Annotated in this window: 22 protein-coding genes; 10 read left to right on the top strand and 12 right to left on the bottom strand. The window is 68.8% G+C overall.

Going from position 1 to position 18,741, the window contains the following annotated elements; all coding sequences use genetic code 11:
- The first annotated feature begins 3 nt into the window (after positions 1-3).
- Genes RWO82_RS03425 through RWO82_RS03415 form a run of 3 tightly spaced genes read left to right on the top strand, consistent with a single transcriptional unit; the run spans position 4 to position 3,087 of the window.
- Positions 4-1,059 carry an LLM class flavin-dependent oxidoreductase gene (locus RWO82_RS03425; RefSeq protein ID WP_314423345.1) on the top strand — a complete coding sequence of 352 codons (1,056 nt, stop codon included), beginning with the start codon at positions 4-6 and terminating at the stop codon, positions 1,057-1,059.
- A 38-nt stretch (positions 1,060-1,097) separates the two neighbouring features.
- Entirely contained in the window at positions 1,098-2,093 is a 996-nt protein-coding gene (locus RWO82_RS03420; RefSeq protein ID WP_314423342.1) for a Gfo/Idh/MocA family oxidoreductase, read from the top strand.
- Entirely contained in the window at positions 2,086-3,087 is a 1,002-nt protein-coding gene (locus RWO82_RS03415; RefSeq protein ID WP_314423339.1) for an NYN domain-containing protein, read from the top strand. Before RWO82_RS03420 ends, RWO82_RS03415 begins: the two co-directional genes overlap by 8 nt.
- Positions 3,088-3,120: 33 nt before the next feature.
- Here the strand turns inward: RWO82_RS03415 and RWO82_RS03410 are convergent, their stop codons facing one another.
- The 7 genes from RWO82_RS03410 to RWO82_RS03380 form a co-directional block, all read right to left on the bottom strand.
- On the bottom strand, positions 3,121-4,146 hold the full coding sequence (locus RWO82_RS03410; protein WP_314423336.1) for a sugar phosphate isomerase/epimerase family protein: 1,026 nt from the start codon (positions 4,144-4,146) through the stop codon (positions 3,121-3,123).
- A gap of 44 nt (positions 4,147-4,190) precedes the next feature.
- On the bottom strand, positions 4,191-5,042 hold the full coding sequence (locus tag RWO82_RS03405; protein ID WP_314423335.1) for a sugar phosphate isomerase/epimerase family protein: 852 nt from the start codon (positions 5,040-5,042) through the stop codon (positions 4,191-4,193).
- Between the two features lie 145 nt (positions 5,043-5,187).
- Positions 5,188-6,384, bottom strand: coding sequence for a substrate-binding domain-containing protein (locus RWO82_RS03400; protein ID WP_399540705.1), 1,197 nt, complete (start codon positions 6,382-6,384; stop codon positions 5,188-5,190).
- Positions 6,385-6,398: 14 nt separating this feature from the next.
- Positions 6,399-7,448: an ABC transporter permease gene (locus RWO82_RS03395; RefSeq protein WP_314423330.1), complete on the bottom strand. Its 1,050-nt coding sequence runs from the start codon at positions 7,446-7,448 to the stop codon at positions 6,399-6,401.
- Positions 7,445-8,527: an ABC transporter permease gene (locus tag RWO82_RS03390; protein ID WP_314423328.1), complete on the bottom strand. Its 1,083-nt coding sequence runs from the start codon at positions 8,525-8,527 to the stop codon at positions 7,445-7,447. Before RWO82_RS03390 ends, RWO82_RS03395 begins: the two co-directional genes overlap by 4 nt.
- Entirely contained in the window at positions 8,524-10,029 is a 1,506-nt protein-coding gene (locus RWO82_RS03385; protein WP_314423325.1) for a sugar ABC transporter ATP-binding protein, read from the bottom strand. Before RWO82_RS03385 ends, RWO82_RS03390 begins: the two co-directional genes overlap by 4 nt.
- A complete protein-coding gene (locus RWO82_RS03380; protein ID WP_314423322.1) occupies positions 10,026-11,135 on the bottom strand; it encodes a Gfo/Idh/MocA family oxidoreductase in 1,110 nt (369 codons plus the stop codon). Before RWO82_RS03380 ends, RWO82_RS03385 begins: the two co-directional genes overlap by 4 nt.
- Before the next feature lie 113 nt (positions 11,136-11,248).
- Between RWO82_RS03380 and RWO82_RS03375 the strand changes: the two genes are divergently transcribed.
- From RWO82_RS03375 to RWO82_RS03365, 3 genes are read left to right on the top strand one after another with little or no spacing between them, the layout of a single operon-like run.
- Positions 11,249-12,472, top strand: coding sequence for an ROK family protein (locus tag RWO82_RS03375; protein WP_399540704.1), 1,224 nt, complete (start codon positions 11,249-11,251; stop codon positions 12,470-12,472).
- 9 nt (positions 12,473-12,481) lie between these two features.
- Positions 12,482-13,111: a DUF4166 domain-containing protein gene (locus RWO82_RS03370; protein WP_314423317.1), complete on the top strand. Its 630-nt coding sequence runs from the start codon at positions 12,482-12,484 to the stop codon at positions 13,109-13,111.
- Positions 13,111-14,100 (top strand): epimerase, encoded by a 990-nt coding sequence (locus RWO82_RS03365; protein ID WP_399540707.1) that lies wholly within the window; start codon positions 13,111-13,113, stop codon positions 14,098-14,100. Before RWO82_RS03370 ends, RWO82_RS03365 begins: the two co-directional genes overlap by 1 nt.
- A 3-nt stretch (positions 14,101-14,103) precedes the next feature.
- Here RWO82_RS03365 and RWO82_RS03360 read toward each other — a convergent pair whose 3' ends face one another.
- From RWO82_RS03360 to RWO82_RS03350, 3 genes are all read right to left on the bottom strand, one after another.
- The gene (locus RWO82_RS03360; RefSeq protein ID WP_314423312.1) at positions 14,104-14,496 is read right to left on the bottom strand and encodes a PLDc N-terminal domain-containing protein; all 393 of its coding nucleotides are present in this window, start codon (positions 14,494-14,496) and stop codon (positions 14,104-14,106) included.
- 91 nt (positions 14,497-14,587) lie between these two features.
- On the bottom strand, positions 14,588-15,517 hold the full coding sequence (locus RWO82_RS03355; protein ID WP_314423310.1) for an aldo/keto reductase: 930 nt from the start codon (positions 15,515-15,517) through the stop codon (positions 14,588-14,590).
- Positions 15,518-15,654: 137 nt separating this feature from the next.
- Positions 15,655-15,879, bottom strand: a complete 225-nt coding sequence (locus tag RWO82_RS03350) for an XRE family transcriptional regulator (RefSeq protein ID WP_314423307.1) — start codon at positions 15,877-15,879, stop codon at positions 15,655-15,657.
- Between the two features lie 92 nt (positions 15,880-15,971).
- Here RWO82_RS03350 and RWO82_RS03345 point away from each other — a divergent pair, with 92 nt between their 5' ends.
- The 3 genes from RWO82_RS03345 to RWO82_RS03335 are packed head-to-tail and all read left to right on the top strand — an operon-like array spanning position 15,972 to position 17,394.
- Entirely contained in the window at positions 15,972-16,349 is a 378-nt protein-coding gene (locus tag RWO82_RS03345; protein WP_314423304.1) for a helix-turn-helix transcriptional regulator, read from the top strand.
- Positions 16,350-16,394: 45 nt separating this feature from the next.
- Complete coding sequence (locus RWO82_RS03340) at positions 16,395-16,787, top strand: ImmA/IrrE family metallo-endopeptidase (protein ID WP_314423301.1); 393 nt, start codon at positions 16,395-16,397, stop codon at positions 16,785-16,787.
- 4 nt (positions 16,788-16,791) lie between these two features.
- Positions 16,792-17,394: a GNAT family protein gene (locus RWO82_RS03335; RefSeq protein ID WP_314423298.1), complete on the top strand. Its 603-nt coding sequence runs from the start codon at positions 16,792-16,794 to the stop codon at positions 17,392-17,394.
- Positions 17,395-17,397: 3 nt separating this feature from the next.
- Here the strand turns inward: RWO82_RS03335 and RWO82_RS03330 are convergent, their stop codons facing one another.
- Complete coding sequence (locus tag RWO82_RS03330; protein ID WP_201470347.1) at positions 17,398-17,601, bottom strand: hypothetical protein; 204 nt, start codon at positions 17,599-17,601, stop codon at positions 17,398-17,400.
- A gap of 109 nt (positions 17,602-17,710) precedes the next feature.
- Between RWO82_RS03330 and RWO82_RS03325 the strand changes: the two genes are divergently transcribed.
- On the top strand, positions 17,711-18,322 hold the full coding sequence (locus RWO82_RS03325; protein WP_314423293.1) for an NAD(P)H-dependent oxidoreductase: 612 nt from the start codon (positions 17,711-17,713) through the stop codon (positions 18,320-18,322).
- 12 nt (positions 18,323-18,334) lie between these two features.
- Here RWO82_RS03325 and RWO82_RS03320 read toward each other — a convergent pair whose 3' ends face one another.
- Positions 18,335-18,667, bottom strand: coding sequence for a hypothetical protein (locus tag RWO82_RS03320; RefSeq protein ID WP_314423290.1), 333 nt, complete (start codon positions 18,665-18,667; stop codon positions 18,335-18,337).
- Positions 18,668-18,741 lie beyond the last annotated feature (74 nt).

The raw sequence follows: 18,741 nt of genomic DNA, 5'->3' as shown, positions 1-18,741 counted from the left end.
ACCATGGCAATCGATCTCGGATACTGGACGCCCGTCTACGGCGGGTTCCTGCGCAACGTGGCCGACGAGGGTCGGATGGCCGCGACCTGGGACTACATCCGGGAGGTCTCGGTCACGGCCGATCGCCTCGGGTTCCACACCACTCTCGTGCCGGAGCTCTACCTCAACGATCGCAAGGGCATCGCTGCGCCGAGCCTGGAGGCGTGGTCGCTTTCGGCCGCGATCCTCGCGGTCACCGAGCGACTGCGCGTGATGACCGCGGTGCGGCCCGGTTTCCACCTGCCCGCCGTACTGGCGAAGACCGTCGGCACGCTCGATCAGATCGCCCCCGGCCGTGTGGCGCTGAACGTCGTCGCGGCGTGGTGGGCCGAGGAGGCCGCGCAGTTCGGCGGTCGGTTCACGACCCACGATGAGCGGTATGTGCAGGCGCAGGAGTTCGTCGAGGTGCTGAACGGGCTGTGGGAGCAGACGCCGTTCTCGTTCGACGGGTCGCACTACTCCCTCGACGGTACGATCGTCGAACCCAAGCCGTCGACGCATCCGGTGATCTTCGCGGGCGGGGAGAGCGAGGCGGGCCGCGAGTCGATCGCCGGCTTCGCCGATGCGTACGTCATGCACGGCGGAACGCTCGACGAGGTGCGTGCGAACGTGGTCGACATGAACTCGCGTTCGGAACGGCTGCACGGCCGCCCCGTGTCCGAATTCGGAATGCCCGCATATGTCATCGTCCGCGACACCGAGGCCGAGGCCCGACGCGAACTCGACCGCATCACGACCGTCGACCCCGACTCACCCGGCTATGCGTCGTTCGAGCAGTTCCAGCGCAACTCCCAGCTGTCGCTCGAACTCACTCGGCGCGAGTACTCGGTCGGCACGCGAGGCCTCCGCCCGAACCTCGTCGGCACGGCCGCGCAGGTCGCCGAGCGCATCCACGAATACGCGGATGCCGGCATCACCCTGCTGCTGATCCAGTCGTCGCCGCTCGATCAGGAACTCGAGCGGATCGCCGAGCAGGTCTTCCCGCTCGTGCCGCAGCGCGCACTGCAGACGGTCGTCTGACGGCGACGCGCGTCGGCGCGACCCTCTACGCTGAGACCATGACTGGTCTTCGATGGGGAATCCTCGCGACCGGCGGTATCGCCGGCGCCTTTGCGTCCGATCTGCGCACCGCCGGACTCGATCTCGTGGCGGTCGGCTCGCGATCGCAGGAGTCGGCGGATGCGTTCGCGCAGCGGTTCGACATCGCGCGCGCTCACGCCTCCTATGAGGAGCTGGTGGCCGATCCCGAGGTCGACATCATCTACGTCTCGACCCCGCACCCGATGCATCACGCCAACGCCCGCCTCGCCCTCGAGGCCGGCAAGCACGTTCTCGTCGAGAAGGCGTTCACGGTCGACCGCGCCCAGGCAGAAGACCTTCAGCGGCTCGCCGCCGAGCGCGGCCTGCTCGCCATGGAGGCGATGTGGACGCGGTATCTGCCGCACATGGTCCGCATCCGCGAGATCCTCGACGCAGGCACCCTGGGCGAGATCCGCGTCGTCACCGCGGATCACACACAGAAGATCTCGGACGATCCGGCGCACCGCCTCAACGCTCTCGAACTGGGCGGGGGCGCACTGCTGGACCTCGGCATCTACCCCATCTCGTTCGTCTGGGATGTGCTGGGCGCACCCGAGACGATCCAGGCCGCCGCGCGCCTGATCGAGACCGGAGCCGACGCAGAGGTGGCGACCATCATGACGCATCGCGGCGGGGCCGTGTCGACCACCGTCTCGTCCTCGCGGGCCGCGGGCCCGAACGCTGCGAGCATCGTCGGCACCGAGGCGCGCATCGACATCGATCGCGTCTGGTACACACCCACCACGTTCCGTGTGGTGCAGCCCGACGGGACCGTCGTCGAGGAGTACGTGTCGGAGGTCGACGGGCGAGGCATGCAGTACCAGGCCCAGGCGGCCGAACGCCTCGTGCGCGACGGCATCCTCGAGGGCGACATCCTGCCGATCGCCGAGAGCGTCGCGATCATGGGCACCCTCGACGAGATCCGGGCCCAGATCGGCGTCCGATACCCGAACGAGGGAGTGAACCATGGCTGAGGCACCCGACGCCCGCGTCGCCGTCTACCTCGACTTCGACAACATCGTCATCTCCTGGTACGACCGCGTGCACGGACGCAACGCGTACGGGAAGGACCGTCAGCGCATCACCGAGAACCCTGCGGATCCCGACGTCACCGAGCGGCTCGCTCGAGCGATGATCGAGGTCGGCGCGATCATCGACTACGCCGCATCCTTCGGCACTCTCGTGCTGACCCGCGCCTACGCGGACTGGTCGTCGCCCGTGAACGCCGTGTACCGCTCCCAGCTCGTGGCTCGCGCCGTCGATCTCGTGCAGCTGTTCCCCGCCGCCGCATATGCCAAGAACGGCGCCGACATCCGCCTCGCCGTGGATGCCGTCGAAGACATGTTCCGCCTTCCCGACCTCACGCACGTCGTGATCGTGGCCGGAGACAGCGACTACGTGCCGCTCGCTCAGCGGTGCAAGCGCCTGGGCCGCTACGTGATCGGTGTGGGCGTCGCGGGCTCCACCGCCAAGTCGCTCGCCGCCGCATGCGACGAGTTCGAGGCCTACGACTCCCTCCCCGGTGTGGTGCGCCCCGCCAAGGCGACCACTCCCGCAGCGGTGGTCGAGGCGCCGCTGCCCGACGTGGCCGAGGTCGCCGAGCCCGTCGCGGAGCCGGCCGTCAAAACCAGGACGAGGGCCCAGACGAAGTCAGCCAAGGCGAAGGCGTCGGCTGCGGCCGCCGCGCCGCCCGCGAAGGTCGACGAACAGGGCGAAGGCACCGAACAGGGCGAGGCCACCGAACTGCTGCAGCGCGCGCTGAGGCTGGGTCACGACAAGGCGGGCGCGGACGAATGGCTGCACAGCTCGGCGGTCAAGACGCACATGCGTCGTATGGACCCGTCGTTCAGCGAGAAGGCTCTCGGCTACCGCTCGTTCTCCGACTTCCTCAAGTCCCGTGAGGGCATCGCAGAGCTCGAGGAGACCGGCCACGAGCGGCTCGTGCGGCTGCGCGAGCAGGCCGCCTGAGGCGTAGACCCCAACACTCGCTGCGCCGACCGCTCAGAGCTCCTCAGCGCCGCCCTGGTTGCGGAAGGCGGCGTCGAACGAGGCTGTCGGTGCCGGCCACAGCAGCGACCGCACGTAGGCCAGCGCCTCGGGTGCTCCGTGCAGCCTGTCCATCCCGGCGTCCTCCCACTCGATGGATATCGGACCGCGATAGCCGATCGCGTCGAGCGCACGGAACGCGTCCTCCCAGGGCACATCGCCGTGTCCGGTCGAGACGAAATCCCAGCCGCGTCTGGGATCGCCCCACGGCAGGTGCGAGCCGAGCACGCCCGCGCGCCCGTTGCGCGGCCTCGTCCGTGTGTCCTTGCAGTCCACGTGATAGATGCGGTCGGCGAAATCCACGATGAACCCGACCGGGTCGATGTTCTGCCACATCATGTGCGACGGATCCCAGTTGAAACCGAACGCCCGGCGATGGTCGACGGCCTCGAGAGCACGTACCGACGACCAGTAGTCATAGGCGATCTCCCCCGGGTGCACCTCGTGCGCGAACCGCACGCCTTCGCCGTCGAACACGTCGAGGATGGGGTTCCAACGAGCGGCGAAGTCCTCGAACCCCTCCTCGATGACCGACGCGGGCACCGGTGGGAACATCGCGACGTAGGGCCAGATCGACGATCCGGTGAAACCCACGACGGTGTCGACGCCGAGCCTGCGCGCCACCCTGGCCGCTCGTGTCATGTCTTCTGCAGCGCGGGCACGCACGCCCTCGGCGTCGCCGTCGCCCCAGACGTAGTCGCGCAGGATCGCCCGGTGCCGGAAGTCGATGGGCGCATCGCACACGGCTTGCCCTGCGAGATGGTTCGAGATCGCGAAGATCCGCAATCCGTGCCGGTCGAGGATCTCGAGGCGCGAGGCGATGTACCCCTCGTCCTCCTCGGCTCGCCGCAGATCGAGATGATCCCCGGAGGCGGCGACTTCCAAGCCGTCGTACCCCCACTCGGCGGCCAGGCGGGCGACCTCCTCGAACGGCAGGTCGGCCCATTGCCCGGTGAACAACGTGACCGGATGCGTGGTCATGGATACTCCTTCGTACCGCTGGCTGGTTCGTATCGCGTGGTCGGTCAGGCTCCGAGCTCCCTCAGTGCCCGGATGCTGCGCGAGGCGAGCTCGTCCTGGCTCGGCGCGAGCGGTCGCCAGACCGAGGCCGCGACCGCGATCGTCGCGTTCTCGCCCGTGAAGCTCTCGAGTGCCAGCGGCCCCTGATAGCCCGCGTCGTCGAGAGCCCTCAGGATTTCGGGCCAGTCGGTGTGGTCATCGCCGACCGCGCCTCGATCGCTGCCGCACACCTGCACATGGGCGATCGATGCGCCCGCGGCTCGGATCGCGGCGGCAGGCCTCTTCTCCTCGATGTTCAGGTGGTAGGTGTCGAGGGCGAGCCCGACGCCCGCCCCCAGGAGAGGTGCCAGCGCGTCGAGGCTCTGCTCGACGGTGTTGAGCACGCTGGTCTCGTAGCGGTTGAGCGGCTCTATCGCCACGGTGATGCCGGCGGCGGCCGCCGCGTCGGCGACAGGTCGCAGGTTCTCGCGCAGCTCTTGCACGGCATCCTCCCGCTCCTCCCGCGACATCCGCCAGGTCACTCCGGTGGGGGCGTAGAAAGGGCCCGCGACGACCGCGGAGCCGACGGCCGTGGCCGCCGCGATGCACGACCGCAGATAGGACTGGGTGGCATCGACGTCTCCGGCGCGGGCGAGCAGCGAGCGCTGCGGCCCCATCGCCCCGACGACGATCGCGCCGAGCCCGCGCTCGTCGAGCACGTCGCGGGTGCGCTGCGGATCCCAGTCGCCGACGTTCTCGAGCGGCAGCTCCAGCGCCTGATAGCCCATCTCCGCGGCCTTCCGCGCGAGCGGCTCCAGGGTCGCGTCGGTCAGCGGAGACGTCCACACCCAGGTGTTGACGGCGATCGTGCGAGGCATCCTGCTCCTTCGGGGATGACTGCGGGCGTTTCGTCTCGGTGCTTCGCTCCTCGCTCAACGACCGATGCTGGTCGCTTCGCTCCTCGCTCGACGACCGGTGGTCGTTGAGCGAGCGAAGCGAGACGAAACGCCCGCACGCGTGACTCTACGGGATCTGGCGTTCCTGCCAGACCGTCGGGTACCCGGGGAGGTTCTCCCCGCCGAACTTCGCGTAGTGCCCGTCGGGCATGCCCTCGTTGGCGGTGAGATAGTCGTCGAGCTCCGCCTCGGTGATCGGCTTCTGCGGCAGGACCCACTCCTTGGGGACCTCTTGACCGGCGAAGATCATCTGCGCCGCGATCAACGGCGTGCGCCACTGGAAGTTCGAGTACACCGGCGCAAGCCCCGTGAGTCCCGTGTCCTTCCACTTGCGCAGGAAGCTCATCTCGTCCTCACCCGTCATGACGGGATAGTCGGCACCCGCATCCTCGAACGCCTCGATCGCCGCGACGGCGCCGTCACCGGCATCCATCCAGATGCCCTGCACGTCGCCCTTGGCGAGCTCGTCGCTGATGATGCTCTTGATCTCCGCCGGGTCGGCGCCCGTGAAGTAGTCCACGGCCTCGATCCCCGCCTCGTCGAAGAGCTTCTCCGCCGCGGCCCACCGGTGTTCGAGCACATCGACGCCGGGGAGGATGCGGAGCGCCACGACCTTGTCGCCCTCCTCGAGGTTGTCGATGAGGAACTCGGCGGTGTCGATGCCCCACGCGAATCCGCCGATCGGGTGGATGAACGTGACCGGGCAGTCGGTGTCGACGCCGCGGTCGAACACGATCACGGGCTTGCCGGTCTCGCACGCCCGCTCGACGGCCGGGGTCATCGCCGCGGTGCTGTTGGGAGAGATGAGGAAGACATCGCAGCCGCCCTCAGAGATGAAGTAGTCGATGTCGGCGATCTGCGTGTCATCGGAGTCCTGCGCATCGCGGGTCTCCATCTCGCTGATCGCGCCGGCCTCCTGCAGCGCCTTCAACTGCTCGTTCATCGTGATCCAGCCGGTCTGACGCCACGGGTTCGAGATCGAGGCGTTCGCGAAGCAGGCCTTCTTGGCGCCGGCGCTCGCGAACTCCGCGGTGTCGACCATCTCGGCGTTGATGTGCTGGAGGTACGGCTCATCGGCCGGCCCCTGGGGCTCGACACCGCGCTCGGCATCCTGCTTGTCGAAGAGCTCCTGGTCGAACCACTCCGTGGTCTCGGCCGACTCCTCCGGGTTCTCCGACTCCGCCGGCGCCACGGACGGGTCAGTCGTACACCCGGCGAGCGCGATGAGGCCGAAGAGAGCCACCCCTGCGGTGGCGATCTTCATCGATCGTCGCATTGCTAATCTCCTCTGGTTTCTGTGTGGATGGTGCTGGTTGTTACGGGGTCGGGGGTCTCTGCCGTCGCGTCATCGGGCGACGGCTGCGGGCGCTGTCTGCGGCGTGCCCGGAAGGCGACCGCGGAGTACGCGACGGCGGCGATGATGATCACGCCCTGCACGGCGTCTCGCAGCGTCGACGGGACACCCGCGATGTTCAACAGCATGAAGAGCGCCTCGAGCGCGAAGGCTCCGGCCGCCGCCGCGACGATCCAGCCACGCCCACCGCCGAGCACGACGCCGCCGAGGACCACCGCGGTGATCGCGATGAACTCGTACCCTCGTCCCACCGACGGGTGCACTCCGGCGTATCCCACGAGCAGCACGGCAGAGAGCGTCGCGGACAGTGACGAGATGACGAACGCGCGTGTCGTCACCCATGCGCTGCGCGCGCCGGCGAAGTCGACCGCCGTGGCGTTGTCGCCCACCGCGATGAGCAGCTTGCCGAGCGGGCGCTTGGTGATCCAGATGCCGAGGGCGAGCCAGCCGATCAGGATCAGCACCGACCACGGGATGAACTCGAGCACCGGCACGTCGCGGATGCCGCCGCGCCCGATCTCGCGGAAGCTGTCTGCCGGGTTGCCGGTGGCCGCGCCGCCCGTCCACCACATGACGCCGCCCAGCAGTGCGAGCATCATGCCGAGAGTCACGATGAAGGACGGCACCTTGAGCAGAGTCGTGATGACGCCGTTCACGAGTCCGACGATCACCCCGAAGACGATCATGAGCAGCAGCACGGGCACGGTGCGGGAGTCGTCCTGGCCGACGAGGTTGCCCGCGATGATGACCTGCGCGGTGATCAGCGATCCCTGCGACAGATCGAACTCGCCCGCGATGATGACGAAGTACTGGCCGATCGCCACGATCGCGATCGGTGCGACGCGCTGGATGAACCTCATGAACTGGCCGGGCTCGGCGAAGCTCGGGTTGAGCAGCGCGACCGAGACGAGCAGGATCACCAGCAGCAGGAACACCGCGCCACGAGGGCTCACGAGGGTGCGCAGTGCATTCATGGCCGTCCTCCTTCCGCAGCGGTGCTCGTATCGGCGAGCTCGGAGGCAGCGGCCGCCATCTCGGAGTCGGCGGCCTTCGCGGCGTCGTCTCCCCCGGTCCTCGTGCCGCCCGCTCCGAAGCGCGGCCGGCGGCTGACGATCGAGCGGCGGCTGTAGACCGCGACCGCGGCGACGATCACGATGCCGCGAACCACGTCCTTCAGGAACGGATTGACCTGCATGACGCTCATCACGTTGTCGACCACCGCGAGGATCGCGACACCGCCGATGGCTCCCCAGATCGATCCGCGTCCGCCGAGCAGCAGTGTGCCGCCGAGCACCACGGCGGCGATCGACAGCAGCGCATAGCCGCCCTGCTGGCCGACGGTCGGGCTCCCCACGCCGAGTCGGCTGGCCAGCAGCAGGCCGGCGAATCCGGTGAACACCGAGCACAGCACATGAGCGGCGATCAGCGGCGGACGCGTGCGCACTCCCGACAGACGCGCGATCTCGGGGTCGCCGCCGACCGCGTACAGGTGCGCGCCGGTCCGGGTGCGGTTCAACAGGATCCACACCACGACGGCCAGGGCGATCATGATGATCGTCGACACGGGGACGGGGCCGACTCCCGTGGCGCCGATGAGCTGGAACTCCCAGGGCACGCTGCCCGCCGAGCCCTCGAAATTGGTGTTCAGTATCCCCTGCAGGATCAGGCCCACGCCGAGCGTGGCGATGAATCCGTTGACCTTGAGCACCGTGACGATGAGGCCGTTGACGAGTCCGATGCCGGCGCACACGAGCAGGGTGACGGCGACCGCGGCCGGGATGTTCGCCGGGTTGCCGTTCATGATCGTGGCGGCCAGCAGGCTCGACAGGCTCACGACGTAGGTGACCGACAGATCGAGCGACGCTCCGAGCACCACGAGGGTCTGCCCGATCGCGACGAGTCCGAGCACGCTCATGCCGGTGAGGATGTCGCGGATGTTGCCGGCGCTGAAGAAGTTGCGCCCCACGGTCGCGACCAGCACGGCCCCGATGATGAGCGTCAGGATCAGGATCCCGAGCACGATGACCGTGGAGTCGATGCGCAGCCGCCTCATCGAGCACCTCCCTCGGTGGCACCTGCGGCAGCGCCCAGGATCTCGTGCTCCGCAGAGCCCGCCGGGAGCTCGGCGACGAGTTCGCCGTCGTGCATCACGAGGATGCGATCGCTCATCCCGATGACCTCCGGGAGCTCGCTCGACACCATCAGCACGGCTGTGCCCCGCGCCGCGAGATCGCGCATGAGCTGGTACACGGCGTACTTCGCTCCCACGTCGATGCCACGGGTCGGCTCATCGAAGAGCACGATCTGCGGCTGGGTGAGCAGCCACTTCGCGAGCACCACCTTCTGCTGGTTGCCTCCCGAGAGGAACCGCGCCTCCTGGTCGAGGCCGCGGGCGCTGATCTCGAGGGAGCTGAGCACGCCGGGGACCTCCCGTCTCGACGGTGTCGTGCGTCCGGCGAAGACGCTGCGGATCACGAGCAGAGCGTTGTCGAGCACGGACTGCCCGAGCGCGAGCCCCTGTGCCTTCCGGTCCTCCGAGACGAGGGCGAGCCCGGCTCGCACGGCCGCTCTCGCACTGGTGATGCGCGTCGGCGTGCCGTCGATCCGCATGGTGCCGCGCACGAACGGATCGATGCCGAAGATCCCCTCGACCAGTTCGGTGCGACCGGACCCCTGGAGCCCCGCGATCCCGACGATCTCCCCGGCGCGGAGGGTCAAGGAGACGCCGTCCACGAAGGCGTTGCCGCACTCGTCGAGCTCGAGGCGCGGCTCGCCGACGATCGTCCCGGCCACGGCGTCGGGGTAGTACGACTGGATCGAGCGTCCGACCATGCGGCGCACGAGCTCATCGGTCGTCAGGGCACCCGCGTCATCGGTCGACACGAGCGCTCCGTCCTTCAGGATCGTGATGCGGTCGCACAGGTCGAAGATCTCCTTGAGTCGGTGCGAGACGTAGATCACCGCCACGCCGCGAGAGGTGAGCCGTCGGATGATGGCGTAGAGCAGCTCGACCTCGCGGTCGCTGAGCGCGGCCGTCGGCTCGTCCATCGAGATCACCCTGGCGTCGAACGACAGCGCCTTCACGATCTCGACGATCTGCTGCTCGGCCACCGTGAGCGAGCCGACCCGGGCCTGCGGGTCGATGAACGAGACGCCGAGGTCGGCGAGGAGCTCGCCGGTGCGTCGGATCATCGCCTTCTGATCGACCAAGCCGCCGCGGCGGGGTTCCCGCCCGAGGTAGACGTTCTGTGCGACGGTGCGCTCGGGAAGCAGGGTGAACTCCTGGAACACCGTCACGATGCCGTCGTCCATCGCCTGCCGCGGATGTGCGTGCCGCACCTCCTCGCCGCGATACCGCACCACGCCCTCATCGGCGGGCTGCACTCCGGCGATGATCTTCATCAGGGTCGACTTGCCTGCGCCGTTCTCGCCGACCAGGCCGTGGACCTCGCCCGGACGCACGTCGAAGTCGACACCCTTCAGCACCTCCACCCCGAAGAACGACTTGCGGATGCCCGAGACCTCGAGCACCGGCTGCGTGATCGTCGCGGTCATGCCGCCACCTCCGTCCATCGACCGTCTGCCGCGGCCGAGGCGAGGACCGCCTCGGTGAGCACGGCCGAACGGAAACCGTCTTCGAACGTCGGCAGCCCCTCGGGCTGCGCGCCGCCGATCGCCGCGTACACATCGGCCATGAAGCCGTTGAAGGCGTCCTGGTACCCCATGGGGTGTCCCGAGGGCACGCGCTGCAGTCGGGCCGAGTCGGGGGTCGCCGTGGCGGGATCCCGCAGCAGCAGTCGCGAGTCGTCTCGCGTGCCGATCCACAGCTCCTCCGGCCGCTCCTGCTCGAACCGCAGAGTCTGGCGGGTGCCGTGCAGTTCGAGAGTCAGCGCGTTCTTGCGCCCCGCGGCCATCTGCGAGACGAGCAGCGTGCCCAGCGCGCCGGACTCCGTCTCGATGAGCACGGCGACGATATCCTCCGTGTCGACGGCTCGGCCGCCGCGCTCCTCGAACACCCGGCGGGTCCGTGCGCTCAGTGAGCGGATGCGCTGCCCGGCCACGAACTCGATCAGATCGCACAGGTGCGATCCGATGTCGGCGAAGGCGCGGGACGCGCCACCCGATGCCGACCGCACCCGCCAGTCGTCGTCGGTGTCGAGCAGCATCCAGTCCTGCAGGTACGAGCAGTCGAGTGTGAGGAGTTCGCCCACGTCCCCCTGCGCCACGCGGGCACGCGCTTCACGCACCATCGGGTGATACCGATACACGAACGGGACTGCGGCCACGCGTCCGCGAGAGGCCGCGAGATCGGCGAGGCGCCGGGCGTCGGAGGCACGGATCGCGAGCGGCTTCTCGCAGATGACGTGCTTCCCGGACTCGAGCGCGTGCAGCGCGAACTCGGCGTGCGTCGCGTTGGGCGTGCAGATGTGCACGACATCGATGTCGGCGGCCGTGATGAGCGCGATGGCATCCGTCTCTGCGCGAGCGGCTCCGAGCTCGTCCGCCGCGCGACGTCCGCTCGACGCGGAGCGGGTGGCGACGGCGCGCAGCTCGCCTCCCGCGTCACGGGCTGCGGTGCGATGCACGCGGGCCATGAAGCCTCCGCCGAGGATGCCGGCTCGGATCGTTCCGAGGCCGGTGGCCGTGACATCCGTTGTCATGCCGGTGAGTCTGACACGGGAGCGCATCTTTTGCTAGATCTTCGTCAAAAGTTGTTTGTAACGAATTGGAAGTTGGTCGCAGACGCGTCGAACTGCTGTGGTTTACTGACGCAATGGGTGATGCTCCGCGGCCGTCCGCGCCTTCCACTCCCGGCGTGGGGGACATCTTCCAGATACTCCGCGACGGCCCCGCGCGCACCAAGGCCGAGCTCGCCGCCCTCACGGGGCTCGCCCGCTCCACCGTGTCGGTGCGCGTCGACGCGCTCCTCTCGGCCGGCCTGCTGCGTCCGGCGGGCGAGGCGGCGTCGACCGGCGGGCGGCCTCCCGCCAGGGTCGGCTTCAACGCCCGCGCCGGGCTCGTGCTCGCCGTAGACCTCGGGGCCACCCACGCGACCGTCGCCCTCGCGGATCTGGCCGGCGTCTTCCTCGACGCGCACACGCGCACGATCGACATCGGCGAGGGGCCCGAGAAGCTGCTCGATGGGATCCTGGACGACGCCGAGAGCCTGCTCGCGTCGCCGGCCGCGTCGGGGATCCCGCTGTTCGGCATCGGGATCGGCGTCCCCGGGCCCGTCGAGCACTCCAGCGGGCGCCCCACCAATCCGCCGATCATGCCCGGCTGGGACCGCTTCGACGTGCCCGGGTACGTGCAGCGCACCTTCGACGTTCCCGTGCTGGTCGACAACGACGTCAACATCCTCGCCCTCGGAGAGCACGCGACCGCGTGGCCGCACGTCGACGACCTCATCTTCGTGAAGGTGTCCACCGGGATCGGCGCCGGCATCATCGCCGGCGGCCAGCTGCAGCGCGGCGCGCAGGGATCGGCAGGAGACATGGGACACGTGCAGGTCCCGGGCGCGTCGGCAGCCTCGTCGCGTGCCGCCGACGACGAGCGTGACCTCGAAGCGCTCGCGAGCGGGTCCGCCCTGGCCGTCGCGCTTCGCGCGCAGGGTCACGACACGCACGGTCCCGCGGATGTGATCGAACTCGTGCGGTCCGGCGATGCGGCGGCGATCGCGGCCACGCGGCAGGCGGGGCGCGATGTCGGAGAGGTGCTCGCCACCGTGGTCAATCTGCTCAACCCGTCGATCATCGTGCTCGGCGGCAGCATCGCCCGCGCGGGTGAGCATCTGCTCGCAGGCGTCCGCGAGGTCGTCTATCGACGTTCCATCCCGCTCGCCACCCAGCACCTCGCGATCGTGCAGTCACAGGGCGGCGAGCGCGCCGCAGTGCTCGGCGCAGCGATCATGGTCGCGCGTGAGGTGCTCTCGCCCTCGAGCATCGACCGTCGCCTCGCGCTGTCGGCAGCCGGGGCTGCGAACACGACCACGGCCTAGGCTGGAGCCGTGACTCCCTCGGAGAACCCCACCGCATCCCCCTACGAGAGAGCGCTCGGCGCGCGCATCGCCGAGCTCCATCCCAAGACCGGGTGGTACTTCCGGACCATTCCCGACGGGCACGTGGGAGTCGGACGCGGCACCTTCACGACTGCGGGGTCGCGGCATCGCTGGCTGTGGCCGGCCTTCCGCATCGCCGAGGCGCTCGGAGTCGCGTTCGCAGGATGGGAGGAGGACGTCCCCTTCCGCATCGAGAACCGCACCGTCGACGGCCGCGCCCTCGCAGTCCGCCACTTCGAGCTTCCGGGTCGCACGTGGGTCATGCCCGACGTCGTCGAGCTGACGCCCGCCGGCATCCTCCGCAACGAGATCGGCCCTCATCGCACCGTGGTCACGACGTTCGACATCGATGTGCGAGACGAAGCCGTGGTCCTGACCATCCGTCGGGTCGGTCTGCGTCTGGGCCGCCTGAAGCTCGCCGCCCCCGCCTTCCTCCGCCCGACGATCGCCCTGGTCGAACGATGGGACGACGAGAGTGAACGCCACCACGTCGCCATGACGATAGATGCCCCGGTGCTCGGTCGGGTCTACGAGTACACGGGCTTCTTCGAGTACACGATCGAGAAAGAGACGCCGTGATCGAGGGCGCCCCGGAGAGCGGGGGCCGGGTCGTCATCGGCGGCTCGACCGGGTTCATGGGCACCTACCTCGTGCCGAGGCTGCGCGCCGCCGGTCGCGAGGTCGTGACCATCTCACGCGCGGATGCCGACATCGCCTGGGGCGACCAGGCCGCGATCGACCGCGCGGTCGACGGCGCCTCGCTCGTGATCGGGCTCGCGGGCAAGAGCGTCAACTGCCGCTACACGCCCCAGAACCGCGCCGCCATCTTCCGCTCCCGCCTCGACACGACCACCTCACTCAGCACCGCGATCGCCAGAGCGGATGCTCCGCCGGCGCTGTGGGTCAACTCCTCGACCGCCACCATCTACCGCCACGCCGAAGACCGCCCCATGACGGAGTCGACCGGCGAGATCGGCAGCCGATTCTCCGTCGAGGTCGCGAAGGCGTGGGAACGCGCCCTGTTCGCCGACGACCTGCCCCGCACACGGCGCGTCGCCCTGCGGAGCGCCATCGTGCTCGGCCACGGCGGCGTGCTCGGACCTCTGCGCTCACTCGCACGCTTGGGGCTCGGGGGCACCCAGCTCGACGGACGGTGGCCGGTGAGCCGCGCTCGACGCGCTGCGGGCACGGGCCACGAGTTCGGCGCTCGTGGCGGCCGACAGCGCTTCAGCTGGGTGCACATCGAGGACGTCGCTCGCATCATCGACTTCCTCGAACGGCACCCCGAACTCGACGGACCGGTCGACGCCGCCGCGCCGAACCCGGTCGACAACCGTGAGTTCATGGCGACGGTGCGCCGCGAGGCCGGCGCCGTCATCGGGCCGCCGATGCCCCGGTGGATGCTCGAACTCGGTGCGATCGGCATCCGCACCGAGACCGAGTTGATCCTGAAGAGTCGGTGGGTGCTGCCCGAGAAGCTCACCGCTGCCGGCTTCGAGTTCGCCTACTCGCGTCTCGACGAGGCGGTGCGCGAGTCCTTCGCGTCGACCGCCGCCGCTGCCGCCTGACCGTCAGAGAGCCGCGGGACCGTCGCCCTCTGACTCGCGCCGACGCTTCTCGAGCTCCGCACGGAGCCGCCACTCCTCGATCTCGCGATCGAGGTCTGCGATCTGCTGCTCGGTGGAGCGTGTGTCGACCGGCGTCGAGGGCGGCGGAGCGGGCTGAGGAGACGGGCGCCTGCTCGGCCGGCCGGCCGTGCGCATCCGCGGGATTCGCAAGCCGGCCTCGGAGTACTCGCGTCCGATCGCGAACCACAGCAGCCCGCCGATCAGCGGCAGCAGGATGACGATGACGATCCAGGCCATCTTCGGCAGGAACCTCACCTGCGAGTCCTCGCGCGTGATGATGTCGATCAGCGCGCCGACCATCAGCACGATGACGAGGAGCGAGAACAGGAACGGCATGAGTTCAGGGTAGACGACGGATCGCGCTCGCGCGCCGTGCGCTCAGAACAGCACAGCCCCCTCCCGGCGCAGGGCCTTCCGGGCAAGGACCTCAGGGCAGCAGATGACCGCCCGCGCGGAAGAGCTCGTACCACTCGGCCCGCGTCAGCTCGAGGTCGGCGCCCGCCGCCGCATCCCGCACCCGAGCGGGAGTGGTCGTGCCCAGCACCACCTGCATGTGTGCGGGATGCCTCGTGATCCATGCCGTCGCGATCGCTATCGGCTCGACGCCGTACGACGCCGCGAGCCGATCGATCACCTCATTCAGCTCTGCGTACTCGGGGTTGCCGAGGAAGACCCCCGTGAAGAATCCCCCCTGGAACGGCGACCAGGCCTGGATCGTGATGCCGTTGATGCGGCAGTATTCGACGATCCCGCCGCCGTCGCGCACCACGCTCTGCTCCTCTGCCAGCATGTTGGCGGCGACCGGCTGCGCGATGATCGGCGCGTGCGTGATCGACAGCTGCAGCTGATTGACGATCAGCGGCTGCTCGACCGCCGTGCGCAGCAGGTCGATCTGCCTCGGCGTGTGGTTCGAGACGCCGAACGCCCGCACCTTGCCCGCGGCATGCAGCTCGTCGAACGCCCGCGCGACTTCTTCGGGTTCGACGAGGGCGTCGGGGCGGTGCAGCAGCAGCACGTCGATGTACTCGGTGCGCAGGGCGCGCAGAGAGCCCTCCGCCTGGCGCATGATGTGCTCGTAGGAGAAGTCGAAGGCCTGCTGGGCGGGGTCGATGCCGCACTTCGTCTGCAGCACGATCTCCGCGCGCTCCGACGGGGCGAGCTGCAGCGCCTCGGCGAATCGAGACTCGCAGACGTGCATCGCGCCGCCGTAGATGTCGGCGTGGTCGAAGAAATCGATGCCGCTCCCCCTAGCGGCCTCGTAGAGTTCGCGGATCTGCGCATCGTTCTTGTCGTCGATGCGCATCATGCCGGCGACCAGGGCGGGAGCGGATGAGGAGCCGAAGGGCACGTTCTTCATGCGGTCCACGCTAGCCCGTCGCGGGCCGATGTGGCCGGAGCACGACCCCACGACGCCTCCGACCACACCCCGCGACCACGACTCTGCTCAGACCCGTGCCGCGGCCCCAGCGCGCCCCGATGTCGACGACACTGTGCTCAGTCGTCAGAGACCGGCGGGACGAGACGCGTGATCGGGATGCCGAGGACATCGGCGATCGACGCCAGTTCCGTGACCGTGAAGTCTCGTCGCGCTGCGAGCTTGGCCTGCAGGGTCTTCACCTCGATCCCCGATCTGTCGGCGAGCGTCGGAGCCGTCTCGCCGGCATCCGCGAGCTCGCGGACCACTGCTTCTGCGACCGCTCGTCGCACATGTGTCGTCACTCGACGACACTATCGCCGCCATGGTCCGGTGCCAAGCCCCCCGCACCAGAATGACGGCATCCTGGTTTCATGCCAGTGCTATCGTGACTCACGTGACGACACCAGCGGAGGACTACAACAGCGCCGTCGGACGCCAGCTCAAGGGCGAGATCGCCGCGGCCGGGAGCAGCATCGCGCGAATGGCTCGTGACATCGACGTGTCGCGGAGCGCCCTCGACAACTACACGACGGGCAAGCGCGACATCCCGATCCCGGTGCTGTATCGAGTGTGCGCCGTGATCGGCGTCGCACCCCACGTGATCCTCGAGCGGGCACAGGAGCGATTCCGCACCGACGCGTCACAGGGGGACGCGATCATCACTCCCCTCCGACCCCTCACCGATGTCGGCGGTCGACGAGACAATGACGCAGAGGTGGCCTTCGAGTCCGAACTGCCTCACCGCCGCGACACCGACGACCTCTACGACTGAGGCCCGAGGTCGGTCGGCGCACACCGTCGATCGAGGAGGCAGGGCATGGAGCGACTCCTCCTCCTGGTCGAACAGCATGGCCTTCGACTCGTCGAGCGCAGCGGACCGTCGCTCGGCGGTTTCGAGCCCTCGACCTCCACGATCCGCATCGAACCGGGCCTGAGCAGTCGCGCGACCTGCAGTGTGCTGGCGCACGAACTCGGGCACGCCGTGCTCGGCCACGTCGCGACATCGGATGACCTCGTGCGCGACCGCCAGGAGCAGCGAGCCGACGAGTGGGCCGCACGGCTGCTCATCACCGCGCGGTCGTACGCCGACGCAGAGCAGTTGCGGGGCCCGCACGCCGCGAGCCTCGCATTCGAGCTCGGGGTCACGGTCGAGATCGTGCGCGCGTATCAGCGGCTGCTGCGGCGGGGGGCCGTCGCACTGGTTGAATGACCGCATGAGCTTTCGCGTCGCCCCCGCTCCGACCACTCTCACGGGACGCCTGGTCGAACTCCGCCCTCTGGAGACCTCTCACCATGACGGCCTCCTCGATGCACTGAGAGAGGGCGACCTGTGGAAGAACGCGTGGTACACCTCGGTGCCGTCGCCAGAGGGGCTCGCCGCCGAGATCGACCGTCGGATCAGCCTGATCGAGACGGGCGGGATGGTCCCGTTCACCACCTTCGACGCCTCCGGGCGCATCCTCGGACTCACCTCGTACTACGACATCGTCGAGGACGTGCCCCGCCTGCACATCGGCTACACCTGGAACAGGCCGTCGGCTCATGGAACCGGCACGAACGCCGAGTCCAAGCTCCTGCTGCTCCGGCACGCGTTCGAGGAGCTCGGAGTCTTCCGGGTCGGGCTGACCACCCAGTGGGTGAACTTCCAGTCGCGCGCGGCGATCGAGCGGCTGGGCGCCAAGCAGGACGGCGTGATGCGCGCGATCAGCCGCTACCGCAACGGGGCACTGCGAGACAGCGTCGAGTTCTCGATCATCGAACCCGAGTGGCCCGCGGTCAGGGCGAATCTCGAGATGAGACTCGCCAAGCGGTTCTGAGCGTCACTCCGTCGCGTTGCCCGACCAGTTGTCCTTGCGTCGCGTGGCCGAACCGCGCTGACGCATCACGAACGCCAGCGACAGGCTGACGATGAGGATGCCGGCGATGAACACGATCGCCTGGAAGTCCTCGAGCGACTGCGCGAGCCCCATGAGCCAGATGCCTCCGAGGAAGAGGATCATGAAGAAGATGAAGCTGAGGATCACGGGGTCTCCTGTCTGAACAACCGGCCAGCATCCAGGATACCTTTAGCGCAGAGTCCGCAGACACGGAACCCCCTCCCCGCACGGCTCGCGACGTGATTGCCTCGCTCTCATGACAACGACCCTGACAGCTCTCGCGATCACCTGCAGCCTCAAGCCCTCGCCCTCGGAATCGAGTTCCGACCTGCTCGGCTCCCAGATCCTCGACGCGCTCGCGGACCACGGTGTGACGGGCAGTCTGGTTCGCGCGATCGACGTCGACATCAGCCCCGGTGTCGAGGCCGACATGGGCGACGGCGACGAGTGGCCCGAGCTGCGGCAGCGAGTGCTCGACGCGGACATCCTGGTGTTCGTGACCCCGACCTGGATGGGCCAGCACTCGAGCGTGGCCCAGCGCGTGCTAGAGCGCCTCGACGCCGAACTCTCCGAGACCGACGATCAGGGGCGGCCGACGCTCTTCGACAAGGTCGCTATCGCCGCGGTGGTCGGCAACGAGGACGGAGCGCACCACATCGCGGCGATCCTCTTCCAGGGCCTCAACGATGTGGGCTACACGATCCCCGCGCAAGGATCGGTGTACTGGAACGGCGAGGCCATGCAGACGGTCGACTACAAGGACCTCTCGAAGACTCCCGAAAAGGTGGCCGCCGCGACCGCCACTGCCGCGCGCAACGCCGCGCACCTGGCTCGCAGCCTCAAGGACACCGGCTACCCGGCGGAGTGACGCGAGGGGGACTCAGGCGACGGGGGCACCCGCGCTGAGGACGCCCGGCTGCGCGAACTCGTCGATCACGAGTTCGCCGGATGCGTTGAGGGCGTGCATCATGTCCTCGATGCGCGACTTCTCGATCTGCTGCGGCTCTGCGGTGGTGAAGAGGAACTGCAGCGGGATGGCGGGATGGATCCACACGGTGACCCGGCCGGGATCGCCGCCCTCGGTCGGGTGCCACGTCATCATGAAGCTCTCCTGCCTGCGCAGCTTCGTGCCGATGATCACCTTGAGGTGTGCGAGCGTCTCGTCGTCGATCAGGATCGGCTCCGATGTGCCGTCGTATCGCAGTCTTCCCATGAGTGAACCGTACCGCGATCCGCGCCCTGACGCGCATTCGGTCGCGCGAGCGATGTCACGATATCGTCGCGGCG

The sequence above is a fragment of the uncultured Microbacterium sp. genome, from assembly GCF_963521645.1.
In the GTDB taxonomy this organism is placed as follows: domain Bacteria; phylum Actinomycetota; class Actinomycetes; order Actinomycetales; family Microbacteriaceae; genus Microbacterium.
Note: the sequence above shows the minus strand (reverse complement) of the source record. Positions and strands in the feature narration are given on the sequence as shown.

Excerpts from the sequence above, each read along its gene's own strand:
- RWO82_RS03390 (WP_314423328.1), bottom strand. The coding sequence starts at position 8,527 with ATGAGGCGGCTGCGCATCGACTCCACGGTCATCGTGCTCGGGATCCTG.
- RWO82_RS03380 (WP_314423322.1), bottom strand. The coding sequence starts at position 11,135 with ATGACAACGGATGTCACGGCCACCGGCCTCGGAACGATCCGAGCCGGC.
- RWO82_RS03375 (WP_399540704.1), top strand. The coding sequence starts at position 11,249 with ATGGGTGATGCTCCGCGGCCGTCCGCGCCTTCCACTCCCGGCGTGGGG.
- RWO82_RS03335 (WP_314423298.1), top strand. The coding sequence starts at position 16,792 with ATGAGCTTTCGCGTCGCCCCCGCTCCGACCACTCTCACGGGACGCCTG.
- RWO82_RS03395 (WP_314423330.1), bottom strand. The coding sequence starts at position 7,448 with ATGAATGCACTGCGCACCCTCGTGAGCCCTCGTGGCGCGGTGTTCCTG.
- RWO82_RS03325 (WP_314423293.1), top strand. The coding sequence starts at position 17,711 with ATGACAACGACCCTGACAGCTCTCGCGATCACCTGCAGCCTCAAGCCC.
- RWO82_RS03385 (WP_314423325.1), bottom strand. The coding sequence starts at position 10,029 with ATGACCGCGACGATCACGCAGCCGGTGCTCGAGGTCTCGGGCATCCGC.
- RWO82_RS03360 (WP_314423312.1), bottom strand. The coding sequence starts at position 14,496 with ATGCCGTTCCTGTTCTCGCTCCTCGTCATCGTGCTGATGGTCGGCGCG.
- RWO82_RS03425 (WP_314423345.1), top strand. The coding sequence starts at position 4 with ATGGCAATCGATCTCGGATACTGGACGCCCGTCTACGGCGGGTTCCTG.
- RWO82_RS03400 (WP_399540705.1), bottom strand. The coding sequence starts at position 6,384 with ATGAAGATCGCCACCGCAGGGGTGGCTCTCTTCGGCCTCATCGCGCTC.
- RWO82_RS03340 (WP_314423301.1), top strand. The coding sequence starts at position 16,395 with ATGGAGCGACTCCTCCTCCTGGTCGAACAGCATGGCCTTCGACTCGTC.
- RWO82_RS03320 (WP_314423290.1), bottom strand. The coding sequence starts at position 18,667 with ATGGGAAGACTGCGATACGACGGCACATCGGAGCCGATCCTGATCGAC.
- RWO82_RS03405 (WP_314423335.1), bottom strand. The coding sequence starts at position 5,042 with ATGCCTCGCACGATCGCCGTCAACACCTGGGTGTGGACGTCTCCGCTG.
- RWO82_RS03415 (WP_314423339.1), top strand. The coding sequence starts at position 2,086 with ATGGCTGAGGCACCCGACGCCCGCGTCGCCGTCTACCTCGACTTCGAC.
- RWO82_RS03420 (WP_314423342.1), top strand. The coding sequence starts at position 1,098 with ATGACTGGTCTTCGATGGGGAATCCTCGCGACCGGCGGTATCGCCGGC.
- RWO82_RS03355 (WP_314423310.1), bottom strand. The coding sequence starts at position 15,517 with ATGAAGAACGTGCCCTTCGGCTCCTCATCCGCTCCCGCCCTGGTCGCC.
- RWO82_RS03410 (WP_314423336.1), bottom strand. The coding sequence starts at position 4,146 with ATGACCACGCATCCGGTCACGTTGTTCACCGGGCAATGGGCCGACCTG.